At 50.9% G+C, this 14,774-nt stretch carries 16 protein-coding genes; 7 read left to right on the top strand and 9 right to left on the bottom strand.

The window, feature by feature from the left end; genetic code table 11:
* Positions 1 to 202: 202 nt before the first annotated feature.
* The 5 genes from CFB04_RS06005 to CFB04_RS06025 form a co-directional block, all read right to left on the bottom strand.
* Positions 203 to 901: a LysM peptidoglycan-binding domain-containing protein gene (locus CFB04_RS06005; RefSeq protein ID WP_231934390.1), complete on the bottom strand. Its 699-nt coding sequence runs from the start codon at positions 899 to 901 to the stop codon at positions 203 to 205.
* 18 nt (positions 902 to 919) lie between these two features.
* On the bottom strand, positions 920 to 2,701 hold the full coding sequence (aspS, locus tag CFB04_RS06010; RefSeq protein WP_088534435.1) for an aspartate--tRNA ligase: 1,782 nt from the start codon (positions 2,699 to 2,701) through the stop codon (positions 920 to 922).
* Positions 2,702 to 2,861: 160 nt separating this feature from the next.
* On the bottom strand, positions 2,862 to 3,380 hold the full coding sequence (locus CFB04_RS06015) for a BCAM0308 family protein (protein ID WP_088534436.1): 519 nt from the start codon (positions 3,378 to 3,380) through the stop codon (positions 2,862 to 2,864).
* Between the two features lie 168 nt (positions 3,381 to 3,548).
* The gene (locus CFB04_RS06020; protein ID WP_088534437.1) at positions 3,549 to 3,998 is read right to left on the bottom strand and encodes a hypothetical protein; all 450 of its coding nucleotides are present in this window, start codon (positions 3,996 to 3,998) and stop codon (positions 3,549 to 3,551) included.
* Between the two features lie 74 nt (positions 3,999 to 4,072).
* On the bottom strand, positions 4,073 to 4,666 hold the full coding sequence (locus CFB04_RS06025; protein ID WP_088534438.1) for an ACP phosphodiesterase: 594 nt from the start codon (positions 4,664 to 4,666) through the stop codon (positions 4,073 to 4,075).
* Positions 4,667 to 4,863: 197 nt separating this feature from the next.
* On the opposite strand from CFB04_RS06025, the gene CFB04_RS17840 reads away from it, so the two are divergent.
* On the top strand, positions 4,864 to 5,040 hold the full coding sequence (locus CFB04_RS17840; RefSeq protein ID WP_157698731.1) for a hypothetical protein: 177 nt from the start codon (positions 4,864 to 4,866) through the stop codon (positions 5,038 to 5,040).
* A gap of 41 nt (positions 5,041 to 5,081) precedes the next feature.
* Here the strand turns inward: CFB04_RS17840 and CFB04_RS17845 are convergent, their stop codons facing one another.
* Entirely contained in the window at positions 5,082 to 5,252 is a 171-nt protein-coding gene (locus tag CFB04_RS17845) for a hypothetical protein (RefSeq protein ID WP_157698732.1), read from the bottom strand.
* Positions 5,253 to 5,635: 383 nt separating this feature from the next.
* Here CFB04_RS17845 and CFB04_RS06030 point away from each other — a divergent pair, with 383 nt between their 5' ends.
* The 5 genes from CFB04_RS06030 to CFB04_RS06050 all read left to right on the top strand — a co-directional run bounded on the left by CFB04_RS06030 (position 5,636) and on the right by CFB04_RS06050 (position 9,902).
* On the top strand, positions 5,636 to 8,143 hold the full coding sequence (locus CFB04_RS06030; RefSeq protein WP_088534439.1) for a glycogen/starch/alpha-glucan phosphorylase: 2,508 nt from the start codon (positions 5,636 to 5,638) through the stop codon (positions 8,141 to 8,143).
* Between the two features lie 106 nt (positions 8,144 to 8,249).
* On the top strand, positions 8,250 to 8,432 hold the full coding sequence (locus CFB04_RS06035) for a DUF1328 domain-containing protein (RefSeq protein WP_088534440.1): 183 nt from the start codon (positions 8,250 to 8,252) through the stop codon (positions 8,430 to 8,432).
* 102 nt (positions 8,433 to 8,534) lie between these two features.
* On the top strand, positions 8,535 to 9,182 hold the full coding sequence (locus CFB04_RS06040) for a DUF3793 family protein (protein WP_088534441.1): 648 nt from the start codon (positions 8,535 to 8,537) through the stop codon (positions 9,180 to 9,182).
* A gap of 132 nt (positions 9,183 to 9,314) precedes the next feature.
* Complete coding sequence (locus CFB04_RS06045) at positions 9,315 to 9,503, top strand: DUF1328 domain-containing protein (protein WP_088536717.1); 189 nt, start codon at positions 9,315 to 9,317, stop codon at positions 9,501 to 9,503.
* Between the two features lie 132 nt (positions 9,504 to 9,635).
* Positions 9,636 to 9,902, top strand: coding sequence for a hypothetical protein (locus tag CFB04_RS06050; RefSeq protein WP_231934392.1), 267 nt, complete (start codon positions 9,636 to 9,638; stop codon positions 9,900 to 9,902).
* Positions 9,903 to 9,936: 34 nt separating this feature from the next.
* Here CFB04_RS06050 and CFB04_RS06055 read toward each other — a convergent pair whose 3' ends face one another.
* The 3 genes from CFB04_RS06055 to CFB04_RS06065 form a co-directional block, all read right to left on the bottom strand.
* Positions 9,937 to 11,214, bottom strand: a complete 1,278-nt coding sequence (locus CFB04_RS06055; RefSeq protein ID WP_088534442.1) for a hypothetical protein — start codon at positions 11,212 to 11,214, stop codon at positions 9,937 to 9,939.
* Positions 11,215 to 11,335: 121 nt separating this feature from the next.
* Positions 11,336 to 12,493 (bottom strand): hypothetical protein, encoded by a 1,158-nt coding sequence (locus CFB04_RS06060; protein WP_231934394.1) that lies wholly within the window; start codon positions 12,491 to 12,493, stop codon positions 11,336 to 11,338.
* A gap of 214 nt (positions 12,494 to 12,707) precedes the next feature.
* On the bottom strand, positions 12,708 to 13,574 hold the full coding sequence (locus CFB04_RS06065; RefSeq protein WP_088534443.1) for a hypothetical protein: 867 nt from the start codon (positions 13,572 to 13,574) through the stop codon (positions 12,708 to 12,710).
* Between the two features lie 337 nt (positions 13,575 to 13,911).
* Here CFB04_RS06065 and CFB04_RS06070 point away from each other — a divergent pair, with 337 nt between their 5' ends.
* On the top strand, positions 13,912 to 14,745 hold the full coding sequence (locus tag CFB04_RS06070; RefSeq protein ID WP_197692580.1) for a glutaminyl-peptide cyclotransferase: 834 nt from the start codon (positions 13,912 to 13,914) through the stop codon (positions 14,743 to 14,745).
* Positions 14,746 to 14,774: the final 29 nt, after the last annotated feature.

The following is a 14,774-nucleotide window of genomic DNA, read 5'->3' on the forward strand; positions in this document are numbered from 1 at the left end:
TTAACCAGAAGATAAACCACCGGAACACCTACACAAAAATACATACAAGCGCCCCAGCAGAAGCCACCCTAAACACTCCACCAGGCCCTATAATGAGTTTGTATACAGTATACAAAGAACATTAAGCTGTCAAGCAAAATGTCCTCTTATTTTTAACGTTTACTAAGAATAAAAATGAAGGGAACCACATCGGCTGGCGAGGTCAATAGATCGAGCGTTGTTGTGCGTAACGGCGGGCCTCGTTGATGTCGTCACGTGAAAGGTTGCGCGGGATGCGCAGAACCTGCCCCGGCCAAATATGCCGGGGATCTTTTATTTGGTCGCGGTTCGCGCGGTACAGAAGAGGCCAGAGAGATGGATCGTTATAAACGTCTGGCGAAGCTGCAATGAGAGGAAGCGTCTCGCCCCTCTTCGCGGTATGGAAAGCTGGAAGCGGACGCTCCCTGCTCGGGCGGGTTTTCTCGGGAAACCGCTGCTTTTGTTCACGCCTCAAGCGCGACTCTGCATCGGCTTTTTCCTGCTCCTGCCTGCGCTGCTCCTCCAAAAGGTGTTGTCGACGCTGCTCCTCAAGTCGCTTGGCCTCAGCCAGTCTAACGTTTTCCTCCTGCTGCCGCCTTTGTTCAGCTGCGAGCTCGCTTTCGAGGAGTTTACCCTTGGTCAGTGCGAGGCCAAAATAGTTGTCTGCTTCCTTCACATCGCCTGCCGAGAGGCGCGCATCTCCCATCCGCATCGCATCTTCGGCACTTGTATATTCTTCGGGGAAAATGCGCCCCCCCCCGGAAAGGCGGACACGATCCAGGGTCATTGCAGCCTCATGCCGCCATACAGGAACAGGCGAAGCACAGGATGAAACCAACACCCCCACAAGCGCCGCGCTCGACATGAAATACTTGATGCTCATCCAGATCCCGGTTTCGGGCTATTTAACCGATAATTTGAGACCCAGTTCGCGCAGCTGCTTATCATCTACCCGGGAAGGAGCCTCCGACATGAGACAAGCCCCTTTCTGGGTTTTCGGGAATGCAATGACGTCACGGATGGAGTCACTGCCGGTGAGTAGCATGATTAAGCGGTCCATGCCGAAGGCAATACCCCCGTGGGGCGGGGTACCATATTCGAGTGCATCAAGCAGAAAGCCGAACTTGCTTCGGGCATCTTCATCTGAGAGCCCCAGCATGCGGAACATGAGGGACTGAATCTTTTCCTGGTGGATCCTGATACTGCCCCCCCCGATCTCGTTACCATTCAGCACAAGGTCATAAGCCTTAGCACGGCATCGTCCGGGGTCCGCTTCTACAAACTCCAGATCTTCGTCCATAGGGGCAGTGAAGGGATGATGTACCGCCGCCCACCTCTTCTCCTCATCGTCCCATTCGAGAAGTGGAAAATCCGTAATCCAGACGAAGCGGTAGGTCTCCTTGTCCACAAGACCCAGAATTGCGGCAAGATGGTTCCGCAGCTTTCCAAGGGAGTCATTCACCACCTTCGGTCTATCTGCTACAAACAGCAGCAGATCTCCCTCTTCGGCACCGAACTTCTCGTTCATGGCAGCAATTTCGTCAGCGGTGAAAAACTTGGCAATAGGTGAATGCCACTCTCCCTGCTCTATCTTCACGTAAGCAAGACCCTTCGCACCATATATTTTTGCGAATTCCGTCAGGTCATCGATCTCCTTACGCGAGAAGCGGGCACAACCCTTTGCGTTCAGGCCCTTGACAATGCCACCTGAAGCAACAACCTCGGCAAAAACCTTGAAGCCGGCGTTCCTTACTGTCTCTGACAGTTCAACAAGTTCAAGGTCGAACCTGAGATCGGGATTGTCGACACCGAAACGGCGGATCGCCTCAGAATAAGTCATTCGTTCAATGGGCAACTCAACTTCCACCCCTTTCGCTTCACGGAAAACGAGGGCCATGAGCCCCTCCATTACACGAATAATGTCATCCCTGTCTATGAATGACATTTCACAATCTATTTGTGTGAATTCCGGTTGGCGATCCGCACGCAGGTCTTCGTCCCGGAAACAGCGTACGATCTGGAAGTACCTGTCGTACCCGGAAATCATAAGTATCTGCTTGAAAATCTGAGGCGATTGCGGAAGGGCGTAGAACGACCCCTGATTGATACGTGAGGGAACAAGAAAATCACGAGCTCCCTCCGGCGTTGATTTAGTGAGAAAAGGAGTTTCTATTTCGAGAAAGCCGTTGTCCGTCAGATACTGCCGGGTCACTTGGGCAACCTTGGATCTGAGGATGATGTTGTTCTGCAGCGCAGGGCGACGGAGATCAAGATAACGGTGCTTCAGGCGGAGATTCTCCGCCACGTCCACATAGCCGTCCAGAGTAAATGGCAGTGCCTTGGATCGATTGAGTAGCTTGCACTCTGTGACGAGAACCTCCACTTCACCTGTGGGCATTTTCGGATTAACAGTCCCATCAGGGCGAGGTACGACTGTCCCACGTACCGCCACAACATATTCGTTGCGTATTGCTTCAGCCTTCACGTGGGCAGACGCGCATTTCTCGGGATCGAAGACCACTTGCGCCACGCCTTCCCTGTCACGGAGGTCGATGAATATTACTCCACCGTGGTCGCGCCTGCGGAGAGCCCACCCCATCAGCACAACCTCCCTACCCACGTCTTTTCGGGTCAGCATCCCGCAGTAATCAGACCGCTTCCAATCCCCCAAAAAATCAATCACAGATACGTCCTCCCCCACTCGACAATGAAAAAATCCGGGGCAGTATACTCAAAAAGCCCCGTAGCTTCAAGGAATAAAGCCATGGACTCTGCCTCAGCACTTCCCGCAGTCATTTATCGCTACACGCTCCATTGTCACAAAAACCGAGCGCACGGAATACCTACTGCTGCCTGCTCCATAGCACGCGGACGAAGTTGTGCTCGTGACTCCACAGATATTGAAGGTCACCGCTGTGTGCCTTGAACACATCCCGCCCTATCTTTTGTGCAAGTTTATCATCGGAGGTGGAAATTGTGAGGACATTTCCTTCTTGGACTACTTCCATAATCCGTGAAAGCGGATTCTTCATGCGGGACTTTTTCTCTGTATTCTTAATTGTATTAAGTATCTCGTCTTCATGCTGGATCAGGTAATCACCTCGGAACGTAGCTATGCCTGCAGGATTATTGTCCAGCATTCGCTGGCATGCCGGGCAGACAATCGAGTGTCTGATGACTCCCCGGCTGGTTACCGAAAACTGTTCCTCATCGAGATACCAGCGCTTGTTCCAGTAAATCGCTTTGCATCGGGAGCACCGGGCAGCCTGTTTGGAGGTAGCTTCAGTATGATAGACATCAGTACTGCGGGTCGCTCTCTGACCTTTTTCCTCCATACTTATCCTATGTCCTCTCGGCGTCATGACCCCTCCTTCCAGGTATCATTACTCTGGGCGATCAACAGCTGGTAATTTTAGTATAGGCGAGACAGAACCCTTTACAACTAACGGAGAGACGGGTAGCTAATCCAGATGAGGAACAACGGGGAAATTCGAGGGGGAAAAGTCAGCCCCGGCAGGCGCGAGAACGTCTTAGCGCAAACCGAGGCGACCCAGGAAACGGCCGAGGAATTTGTTTAGGGGATGATCGCGAGACATAAATGACAAAACGGGTGGCTTCCGTGTCCCTATCTCTTCGAGCCTGTTCCGTATATCCTCATTGTCACCGAGAGCAAGACCGGCCCTAAAAGCTTCCAGAGCTTCAGCCTTTTGATTCTGTATTAGGTAGATCTTGCCCATGTTGAGGAAATGTACAGGGTTGGGATCGAGCTCAGCCGCCCGTGCGCAAAGATCCAGTCCCTTCCGGAACTGTCCACGCTCTCGTGCGGAACAGTACCCAAGGTACGACCACCACTCGATTCGATCATGTAGCTTAAGCGCTTTTTCTATGTGCGCCAATGCCGTAAGCGTATCATCAGCATCCAGCGATTTGAGGGCGCGGGCAAACTCCCGCCCTGCCTCGGTTTCACAATCTGATATCATCCACTCCTCCCGCAAGCAGCATATCGCGCTCTTATCTTCCTAACATGAAAGCACTAAATGTCAAAACAGTCATGCTAACTCCCATTGATCAACCTTGTTTTCTCATCTGTCGCGAAATCGATCACTCTCGGCAAGAACTCCTGAAAATCCTCTAGCAGTTCATCATAGTTGCGCGCCAGCTCTTGATGCCCTTGAGCCAGCGGATTCACCCTCGCCACTCGACGTGACATCCGTTCCAATGCTCGAGCAATTCCGGAAACCTCAGTATATGAGGGGATCAATTCCCCGAAAATAAGGGGAACGATCGGGCGCAGGCGTTCCGGAAGCATAAATGCCCGCCCCTCCACCTGGGTTCGAACCCAAAGCAAATATCCTTCTAGCGGCTTGTCAGACCATTTATCCCATTGCCTGGCAAGAAAGTGATCATAAAAGAGATCGACCAGCACGCCCCTGTACAGTCCATACCGTGATGACAGCCTGTAGCGGCTTCGGCGGAAAACCAAGTCGCTCTCGGCAAAACGGTCGATTCGGCGGTGGAGTATGATACCCGCCCTTAAATCTAAAGGATAATCGGTACCCACCCTTCCCTTCACAAAATCGCCCATGAAGTTACCGACGATAATATCGGGATTTGTCCCGGAGAGAAAAAGGTGGATTAAGAAATTCATTCTCACCTGCAATATCGGTTTACGAAAGGTTTTGTTTTAACCTTTTTCTCACTGATTCGCAACCGGTTTACACATTTTCATGAAAAAATAGTGCATCACGGCTTGTTCCAGAGCTTCAATGAAAATCCATCTCTTACAGGTAGGCGGAGGATGTATTTAGGGAAAGAAAAAAGGGGATCAAGGAAGAGCACGAAAAAATGGAAAAAACACGCCTGAGGGCGCGAGCGGAGACTTGGAAAAATTCACAGGCTACGGCACAGAAGGAGCGGGGGGAAGTTAATTTCCCGGCAGGTTCAGGTACCGGCGCCTGCCATTTCCCCATAGGATGTAACCGGCAGTTCCAGCAGCGGCAGGAAAGTCAGGCGGATCATTAATCAGAACCTGCTCCGAACCCCTCGTCTCGGCTGAACCTGAATTATCGCCTCCACGCAAGAAGAATTTTTTTCCTCCATTCTTCATGGCGGCAGAAGGCATGCGTTTCGACAATGGCACGAATTACGTAGTTGAGTGCTAAAGCCATAACAAGAGCGAGAGCAGCTGCGGCAGCAGCAGTCACAGTCGAAACCAACATAAGATCATTCATCATTCACCCCGTCATTTGCTTCATGAGTATCCTGCACCCACACTGACTTTGTCAACCACGAATCCTGAGGGGAGCAAAACCGGATCAGTCGCAGGATGCGCTGCCGCACAGACTTCTAACAATCTGCTACACTGTAATTAATATTTCAGAACTGAGGAGCATGAATATTTTCGGGAGATCCAGCAAAGGGTTACAGATCAACTTCATCCTATTTGGCTGCGGGGGATCGATCAACCTATTGACGAACATGCGCCTAAGGGGTCATGTTCTTCTTTTGGATCGTTCGCTATCAATGCTAAGTAAAGTAGTCGCCTGAGGCGCCGAAGAAGAGAGAATGCCTAAGAATCCATACCGCAGCGGTATCGCGTGATGCCGCAGGAGACCCTATGACCGCCAAAAAGAAAGGTTCACTCGCGGCTGCCTCAGCATTGGCCGAACTCCCTTCACTGCCGATGGATGCGCCTTCTTTGCGTACCGCCTTCCGCCACTACTTCGCCTACAACCTGGGAAGGGATAAATACTGCAGGTCAGTCTATTACCTGTACCTTGCACTGGCGCTTACTGTCCGTGACCGGCTTATAGAACGGTGGAAGAACACACGTTATACGCACCTGGAGTCAAAGTGCAAGCACTCATACTATCTTTCACTGGAATTTTTGATGGGTCGGACTCTCGGCAACGCTATGCTGAATCTGGGCATGACGGATGCCGCTTCCATTGCGCTCCATGAGCTAGGCGTAATCCTGGAAGAACTTTCAGACGCTGAGCATGACGCAGGACTCGGTAACGGAGGCCTGGGACGACTGGCCGCCTGCTTCCTGGATAGTTGCGCTACGCTTCAGTTACCGGTTATGGGTTATGGAATCCGATATGAGTACGGGATGTTCCGCCAAAGAATAGACGACGGGAAACAGGTAGAAGAACCGGATCACTGGCTCCGAGAAGGAAATCCGTGGGAAGTGGCACGACCGGAATACACACAGCGGGTGTGTTACGGCGGTCGCAGCGAATTCTATCAGACATGTGACGGTCGCACGGCAGTTCGCTGGGTCGACACTAAGGATGTGCTCGCAGTCCCATATGATGTACCTATACCAGGTTACCGGAACGGAACTGTCAACACCCTTAGACTTTGGAAAGCCGCGGCCACGGACGAGTTTGATCTTGGCGAGTTCAACGCCGGGAGCTATCCCGAATCAGTGGCAGCAAAGAATGCTGCTGAAAACATAACCATGGTTCTTTACCCTAATGATGCAAGTGAAAACGGAAAGGAATTGCGCCTCCGTCAGCAGTACTTCCTCGCATCCGCCAGCCTGCAGGACGTGCTTGCACGCTGGAAAGCGTTACATAAAAACGGGTTCAACGACTTCGCCTCCATGAACTGCTTTCAACTCAACGACACCCATCCAAGCTGCGCTGTTCCTGAACTGATGCGGCTGCTGATGGACGAGCATGGATTGGGCTGGGATCAGGCCTGGGAAATAACCAGCGAAACAATGGCGTACACTAACCACACCCTGCTTCCGGAAGCGCTTGAAAAATGGCCGGTACACCTATTCCGGCAACTTCTCCCGCGAATTCTCGACATAATATTCGAAATCAACGCACGATACCTTCGGGAAGTCGCGCACCGGTGGCCAGGTGATCACGAGAGACTGCGTCGGATGTCTATCATCGAGGAGGGAGAAACACCGCAGGTGAGGATGGCTTATCTTGCGGTAGCGGCAAGTTTTTCAGTAAACGGCGTCGCGGAACTGCACTCCCGACTCCTGACAGAAGGTCTTTTTCGAGACTTTTACGAACTGTGGCCAAAGAAATTCAACAACAAAACAAATGGAGCAACTCCCCGGCGGTGGCTGGCATTGTGCAACCCACGATTGAGCTCTCTCATTACCGATACCATAGGGGACAAGTGGATAGCAGACTTGAGTGAGGTTCTACGGCTCTCAGATCACGCAGGCGATGCGGCACTCCGGGAACGATGGCACAGTGTAAAGCGTCAAAACAAGGAGCGGCTGGCCGCCCTCGTGAAGTCGGAATGCGGGATAACACTCAGCCCCGATGCTCTGTTCGACGTCCAGGTAAAGCGAATCCATGAGTACAAGCGCCAACTCCTGAACGTTCTCCATATTATTCACCTGTACGACAGAATCAAAAGGGGAGACACTGCCGATTGGACGAACCGCTGCGTCCTGATAGGCGGGAAGGCCGCCCCTGGCTACTTCATGGCGAAATTGATCATCAAACTGATAAATAACGTTGCCAAGGTCATCAACGAAGATGATGAAATCGGCGATCTCCTGAAGGTGGTCTTTTTCCCCAACTACCGCGTGAGCGCATTGGAAGTCATCTGCCCCGGCACTGACTTGTCCGAACAGATTTCGACCGCTGGCAAGGAAGCATCGGGTACCAGCAACATGAAGTTCATGATGAACGGAGCATTGACAATAGGGACTCTTGATGGGGCCAACATTGAGATTCTCGAAGAAGTAGGCGAAGAGAACTTCTTTCGTTTTGGTCTTGACTCAGCTCAGGTAGAGAACCTCCGTAAGCATTATGATCCATCGGGAACCATCAACGGTGACCCCGACCTTGCGCGGGTAATTCAGCTTCTAAAGAGCAGCTACTTCAATATGTTCGAACCGGGAATCTTCGATCCTCTGATCAACTCCATCACAAGCCCCCGGGATCCTTGGGTAACTGTGGCAGATTTCCGCAGCTACGTCGACACGCAGCAGCTGGTATCCCAAAGCTACCGTGATAAAGATCGATGGAGCCAGATGAGCATTCTCAATACCGCCCATAGCGGTAAATTTTCAACTGATCGTACTATCGCCGAGTACAACAACGAAATTTGGAAACTCAAGCCTGTCCAGCCACACCCGATAGCTTAGATGGACATGAAGTGCTGGATGATAGTGATATACTTTAGACTGTGTGGTCAGAAAATTTACTGGAAAAGGAGGTAACGGCAGCATAGGAAAAGGGAGGTGAGAGAAAATGTTAAGGTGGGCGGTAATATTTTTCATCATCTCCGTCATCGCCGCTATTTTCGGCTTTGGAGGCATTGCCTCCGCAGCAGCCGGCATAGCCAAGGTCCTGTTCTACCTGTTCCTGGCAGTGGCGGTGATCATGCTGATTCTGGGCCTGACGGCAGGCCACCGTCTTACCCATCACCGGTAATGATCACACTGGAAGGCGGCAATACTTGCCGCCTTTTTTATTGACATTTGATCGCGGCTATTGTAAATGAAAAATACTTTCATTTTCACGAGGAGCCATTGCATGAAAGTTAACCACAGGATTAACCCCGGACGAAATACATCTTGGAGCGACCTCGCCGGCAGATTCCCCCAAGGTCGTGACTGTCTCGCCTCCTTTTTGGCAATGAACTGCGCTGAAGTCGTGGCTGGAGTAAAACCCGCCAATCTCTTAAATATCGTTGGACGGACGCGTCGTTGCGGTACGAATCTTCTACTTCTTTGGGAGCTTCACGGAGCAGATTTGATGGCGGAAACTGAACTCAATGTAGTTGAGCTCTGCAAAGAGGATAACAGGCTACTTCTGCTTGTTTTCAATAGCAAGCAAATGCAAAACATACTTGACGCAATACCGGTTCAGCGCGTGCTAACGGAATGTGGTTACGACAATCCTGGCTCCATCCCCCACGTTCTGGACATATTGAAAAGAAGAGTAAACAAAACCTGCTTTCCACATGAAATAGGAGTGCTTCTAGGTTACCCGCTGAAGGATGTACTCGCGTTTATGGGGCGGATAAATCTTCCTTTCACTTGCCAAGGACCATGGAGAATTTATGGCGACCCCATGCGGAGCCTTCTGCTGGCTGACTGTTACAGGGATTGCAGAAAAAATATGGCAAAGCGTCTCAATGCGTGCATTACTCCAATAGACTGCCTAGTGAATGCAGCCTGATAATAAGAGATAATGTTTTAAGTCGATATATTGACTACATCTTACAAATTTATATTGCTGGGCGGTTGTGCTGGCGTGTGGAATGATATAATCCAAAATGTAAGGATAGGTTAGAAAGGGAGGTGAATGGGGATGTTGTACTGGGCAGCTGTCTTCTTCATCATTGCCATAGTAGCCGCGGTTTTCGGGTTTGCAGGGATAGCCTCTGCAGCAGCCGGCATCGCAAAGATACTATTCTTCCTGTTCATAGCAGTAGCCATTATAATGCTGATACTAGGCCTCGTTGGAGGTGGGCGTATCACTCGTCGGCCACATCTGTAAGACTTCCATGGAAGGGTCTGCTTCAAGAAGGCGGCTGTTTGAGCTGCCTTCTTTAGTTTCTGGACCATTCGAATTTCTGCTGGACGATGAACTCATCCTATTGTAATGTTCGCCTGCAAAAGGAGGAATATTATGTTCATGAATGATGACCTTGGTGCATCGGTTTACAAATCCTGGAGTAACAAACAGCAGCGGGACGAGATAAAACGGCTGGTGGAAGGATATAGAAACGGACTTCCGGTTGGGGTGCTGTGCAAAATGTCGGAAGCGATAGCTGGCAGCCGTAAACGGGCCAGAAGGTACATCCAGCAGATGCTCACCCCCGAAGAGCGTAACGAAGCAGTCGCAAGGGAGACCACCGAAGGAATGCGCATGCTGCTGAAGGAGTTCATGCTGTAATCCAGCACCGGCTCCGGGCGGATCAGCAGGAGTCTCAACCGAACCGGTAGACCTGCCTGCCATCCTGATATAGTTCGATAGGACCATCCTGCGAGACCTTGATCACCCGCCCGAATATTGATGCAGCGCAGGCTGCCGTGGTCCTTCCGCCTCCACTTACTACCTCCCGGGCATGGGATGTGTCGATGATGAAGCCAGTCTCGACAAGCTTCCCCCCCTTGTTGAAAACCGTCATTCCGTCCGAAGAAAGAATTCGCAAAAGAGTTCCTGCACGTTTCAGCTCACCGATTTTCCTGCCTTTCACCCGGCTGACGACAAGCCTTCCTACAGGATCATCCCCTCCGACCGAACCCTTCTTTAAACCTTCGAGGTGCTTCGCTCCCCGCTCAAGAATCAAAATAACAGTGCCATGCCGTATTTTAGAAAGAGCGTACGCTGTCCAAAGCAGATCGTCGGCAGCACTTTGGTCGAGTGTGCCACCAAGAAATGAGCGGAAGATATCCGGGTCGAAAACCGCCCAGACGCCCTTCCGTCTCACGAGCAGTTTGTCCGGATTCAGAAGAACCTCGATTTCGGATGAATCATTTACAGTTATGGCAAACGCACCGCTCCCCGCATTCCTGATGAAGGAAAAAATGTTACGATACGTCAACCGCTCGACATCGTCGCTGACCTGGTCGCTGCTCGTACGCAATAGTCCCGTCACCTGCATAGCGACATTTGCGACAAAAAAAAGACTGTTTCCATCCACGAAACGATACGCGAGAGGGTTGTTGAAAAAATTCGGTGAGATAGACTGGTACGGTTGCAAAGGGATCAACGTGTGCCCTCGCGATTCAATCAGCCTGCGAAGTTCGGGGAGTGTTGTACGGTGGACAATGAAGCCGCTCGTTGCAGGCTTGCCTTCGTATCTCTGGTAAGACAGGTTCTTTAGAAGCTGGATCAGCTGCTGGATTGGCCAGAAGCCCTTTCTGCGGTCACCTCTCAGCGAGCGGGCAACCGTGATATCCATAATCGAAGCCAGCAATGCAGTCCTGAAGTGAGCAGCATAACCTTCCTGCCGAAAACCGGTGAACATTGCAGCGAACGCGGTCATCAGTTCACGGCAGAAAGCTACCTCTGTGCGGGTAAATGGAAGTTCGCTTCGGCGAGCCGTGAAGGTGTATGCGATTTCATCAATAATGAACCGTTCCCTGATAGTCTGTATCTCCGATTCCCCACGCTCCCCCTCGATCACTTCGAGATAAACAGAAGCTCCACCAAGAAGTGTCTCGATATTCCCCCGGATCGCATCAAATACGGCTGCCGGCATCCTGTTACCTCGCATTACGTAAGGCGTATAGTATAGCTGAACTTGCATGGCTACGGAGCACAGGTCAATGCTCCACAGAAATGACTATTTAAAAAGCCCGCAGAAGCGGGCTCTTTTTGAATTACTGGTATTGTATGTAAATCGGCTTTGGATTGAGCCGCAGCAGGTCCTGGGGTGTCATGAGCGGATCCCCTTTTTTGGTGTCGTTGTGATAGAAGAGCTTAAACCCCGTGTACTGGACAGGCTCCGAAACTATGTAATCTCTGTAGGAGTCCCTCTTGAGCCAGGGAGCGCCCCATCCGTCCATGTGCATAACAAGCTGAACCTCGGGGCGAAGCTGAATCAGCTTTGAATTTGTCACCATATTGCGAGTGAAACGGTGGACTATAAAAACCTTAGGGGGGAGCTTGTACTGCTTCACAAGCTTTTGCAGGTATTCCGATGCGAAGTTGATGTCCGCCGCATCATACGTACCAATCTTGCTACCAGGAATCTTTCCGCTCTTGATGAGGTTGAACTCCGGATCGATTGCAAGGTGAACGTCCGGGTTCTTGAGTATCCATTCGAAGCGGGGGAGGAGCGTCCTGAGGTTCTCGTGGCCGGTCTGAATATCTATGAACATGATGGCGTTGGCTTCCTTCGCCCACCCATACACCTCGTTGACAATCTTGTCCGGCATCACCATCCTATACTTCCCGGCCTTCCCGGGAGCACCCTGTGCCACAGCAGCAATGAGATGCAAGGCAGGTTGTACCGGAAGCGACGGGTCCGCCTTTTCCCATTTCACAACCTCTCCCTTCAGGCGGCGCAGCATCTCATCCTTCGGATATTCCCCCAGAGCTCCCATGCGCTTGGAAAGAGGATTTCCGTAATATGCCACAATACGCTTCTTCGGCAGAATTGATCCGGGCAACGGTTCAGGACCTTTCACCGGCCAACCGGACTTCTCTGCGTACTCCGGATCTTCACCAGCGTTGTACTTCCTTTTCGGCGCAGTAGCGGCTGCTCCGCCACCTGTACTGGCCCCAGTTGTCGTTTCTGCCTGCGCAGCTTCCTGTTTGGCTGAAGTGCCTACTGCAGAACTTCTTACTGCCTGCGTTGCGGCTTCCAGTGTAGATGCTTTCTCACCACCACTGGCGTTCTTTACGACGGCATCTTCACCTGCCCGAGCCGACTGCTGATTCTCCTGGGCACAGCCTGAAGCAACAGCAGCAAGAAATAATACTAGGGAAGCGACAAGAAGAGGACGGGATGAATGATGACTCTGCAGGTGTTTCACGGGTTTGCTCCTCGAAAACCGCAATTAACTGCGGCCATGGGGGTAATAGGCACATAAAAAACCACAGGCATACCTGTGGTCATAAGACCTTTTCTTTATACCACTCGTGAGCCGGACTCGGCAAGAGACAAAAGCGTTCGCATAAATCATTCAAGATGTGCAATCGCAGAAAGGGAACAGGCATTGCCTGGAAGGCATTAAAATGGAAGAAATCTCAAGAGGCAGGTTCGCGAATACAAGCCGCAGCCGGCGTTTCAGTCAGCCCGATAAGTTTATTGTAACTTTCCTTCATAAACAGCTTGGCCCCCTGCAGGACAAGGGGATTGATCCTGCAGTTACCGGGCAGTTGCAGAATTTTGCACCCTCTTATGATCTTGGATTCATCCAAAGAAGGCTTCCCTGTAGGCAGCCCCCTGAAGATGAATTTCGCGTTGGTCATTGCAGCCATCTCTCTTTTTGTATGAAGAATAAAATCGGTAATCTTGAATTTCTGGCTTTCATTATTAGAAAAGAAAATATCGTCATAAATAACATCTTCTATATAGAGCGAAATATCGATGGCGCACAGTTTTTCCTGATAAAACACGCCAAGTATTAAAACTTTTGGATTTTCGAAAAGGATCTTGGCCCATGAGTAGAACTGATTCTTTATAAGCCTCTCTTTTTTGTAACTGTGCCTGGTGCGGTGGTAGAACTCGACGTAGGGTTCGTACGCCCCCTCCACGAACTCCATGATGTCCGTAACCTGCCTCACCTCGAAGTTTTTTAGCCCCTTCTTTGTTAGCCATCTCTGTTTTTCATTCAGCTTCTCAAAGGAATAGCTCTGCAATTCATCGTAAACTAGCAGGTTAATTTGCGAGTTAGCCGAGACCCGAGAAGGTACCGCATGAATGATACCCCCGATGCAGGAGCCTCTCGGATATCGGTTCACGGAGGGATCGACTTCCGAGAACGGAAAGAGAGGTCTGAAAAAGAACGGCCTAACCTGCGCCCACCACACGCCGTCTATCAATTCCACCTTCATACCGTTTGCGCGGCTGTACTCAGCAAATTCATCGATTGTGATCGGCTCCCAGTTCATACTTCCAAAGTCTACCCGAGGTGTTGATTTAGTCAATTTCTAACTTCACCTAACAGTAAATATTAGCTTTAATTATAACGTGCAATGCCTTTGCTTATGTCAATAATTAGAACCATTCATTAGTAGTCAATTTTGCCTTTGTTACACATACGATATCTACAAAGTATTATTGGTTACAAATGATATACTCATTACCAGTGTCATGTAGTCATGCACTTCGATCAAAAGATAGTACGATTAGACACGGGAGGTAATGAATATGGCGGCTGCAGTGCAAATTCTAATTCTATGGGTACTCTTACTTTCAGGGTGCGGATCAGGAGGGGGTGGGGCTCAAGTGGTGCAGAATATTAATGGTGACGTCTCTACAGATAATGAACCGACTGGACCGTCTCCCACATCGGAAGGTCCCACATCGGTAAACCCAGCACCGGCAAGCCCTGCATCCGAAGCCGCTACTTTGGACGATACTGCACCCGGCCCGTCGCGACCTGCACCGGTTGAGGTCCTTCGGACTTATCCCCATGACTCCTCTGCGTTTACTCAGGGCCTTCTCTTTGAAAACGGTTTTTTATGGGAAAGTACCGGAGGCTACGGAACATCTTCCATTCGACGTGTAAACATCGAAAGCGGGCAGGTCATTCAACAGGAAGCTCTTTTCGGGGCATTCGGAGAAGGTATCGCGAGACTAGGGAACAGGCTGTATCAAGCGACACTAGAAGGTCAGACCGGCTATATATATGACCTTCCGGTTCTGCAGCGTAGCGGCACATTCACCTACGAGGGGGAGGGGTGGGGATTGACTAGTGACGGAAACCTGCTGATCCTGAGCGATGGGACGAGTTCCCTTCGTTTCATAAATACTGAAATTAACCGAGTGGAACATACGGTACAGGTCACCGAGGGAGGGGTGCCAGTAGCCCAACTGAATGAACTTGAATGGGTACGGGGGGAAATCTGGGCCAATGTCTGGCATAGCGACAGGATTGTTCGTATTGATCCACAGACGGGGATCGTGCGAGGCTCCATCGACCTGTCCGCGCTCGCACCGGCCGTACGACATCAGAACCCGGAGGCTGTGCTGAACGGCATCGCCTGGGACAGCACATCGGACCGTATATTTGTAACAGGCAAATTATGGCCAGTGCTTTATGAGATAAGGGTGCCGTAGTCGGATTTTCATACACCTAAGGCATTATC

Source organism: Geobacter sp. DSM 9736, from assembly GCF_900187405.1.
Taxonomy (GTDB): domain Bacteria; phylum Desulfobacterota; class Desulfuromonadia; order Geobacterales; family Geobacteraceae; genus DSM-9736.

What these genes read in the sequence shown, in the direction of transcription:
- CFB04_RS06005 (WP_231934390.1), bottom strand. Translation starts at nt 901, where the DNA reads ATGAGCATCAAGTATTTCATGTCGAGCGCGGCGCTTGTGGGGGTGTTG.
- CFB04_RS06015 (WP_088534436.1), bottom strand. Translation starts at nt 3,380, where the DNA reads ATGACGCCGAGAGGACATAGGATAAGTATGGAGGAAAAAGGTCAGAGA.
- CFB04_RS06020 (WP_088534437.1), bottom strand. Translation starts at nt 3,998, where the DNA reads ATGATATCAGATTGTGAAACCGAGGCAGGGCGGGAGTTTGCCCGCGCC.
- CFB04_RS06025 (WP_088534438.1), bottom strand. Translation starts at nt 4,666, where the DNA reads ATGAATTTCTTAATCCACCTTTTTCTCTCCGGGACAAATCCCGATATT.
- CFB04_RS17840 (WP_157698731.1), top strand. Translation starts at nt 4,864, where the DNA reads ATGGAAAAAACACGCCTGAGGGCGCGAGCGGAGACTTGGAAAAATTCA.
- CFB04_RS17845 (WP_157698732.1), bottom strand. Translation starts at nt 5,252, where the DNA reads ATGATGAATGATCTTATGTTGGTTTCGACTGTGACTGCTGCTGCCGCA.
- CFB04_RS06030 (WP_088534439.1), top strand. Translation starts at nt 5,636, where the DNA reads ATGACCGCCAAAAAGAAAGGTTCACTCGCGGCTGCCTCAGCATTGGCC.
- CFB04_RS06035 (WP_088534440.1), top strand. Translation starts at nt 8,250, where the DNA reads ATGTTAAGGTGGGCGGTAATATTTTTCATCATCTCCGTCATCGCCGCT.
- CFB04_RS06040 (WP_088534441.1), top strand. Translation starts at nt 8,535, where the DNA reads ATGAAAGTTAACCACAGGATTAACCCCGGACGAAATACATCTTGGAGC.
- CFB04_RS06045 (WP_088536717.1), top strand. Translation starts at nt 9,315, where the DNA reads ATGTTGTACTGGGCAGCTGTCTTCTTCATCATTGCCATAGTAGCCGCG.
- CFB04_RS06050 (WP_231934392.1), top strand. Translation starts at nt 9,636, where the DNA reads ATGTTCATGAATGATGACCTTGGTGCATCGGTTTACAAATCCTGGAGT.
- CFB04_RS06055 (WP_088534442.1), bottom strand. Translation starts at nt 11,214, where the DNA reads ATGCCGGCAGCCGTATTTGATGCGATCCGGGGGAATATCGAGACACTT.
- CFB04_RS06065 (WP_088534443.1), bottom strand. Translation starts at nt 13,574, where the DNA reads ATGAACTGGGAGCCGATCACAATCGATGAATTTGCTGAGTACAGCCGC.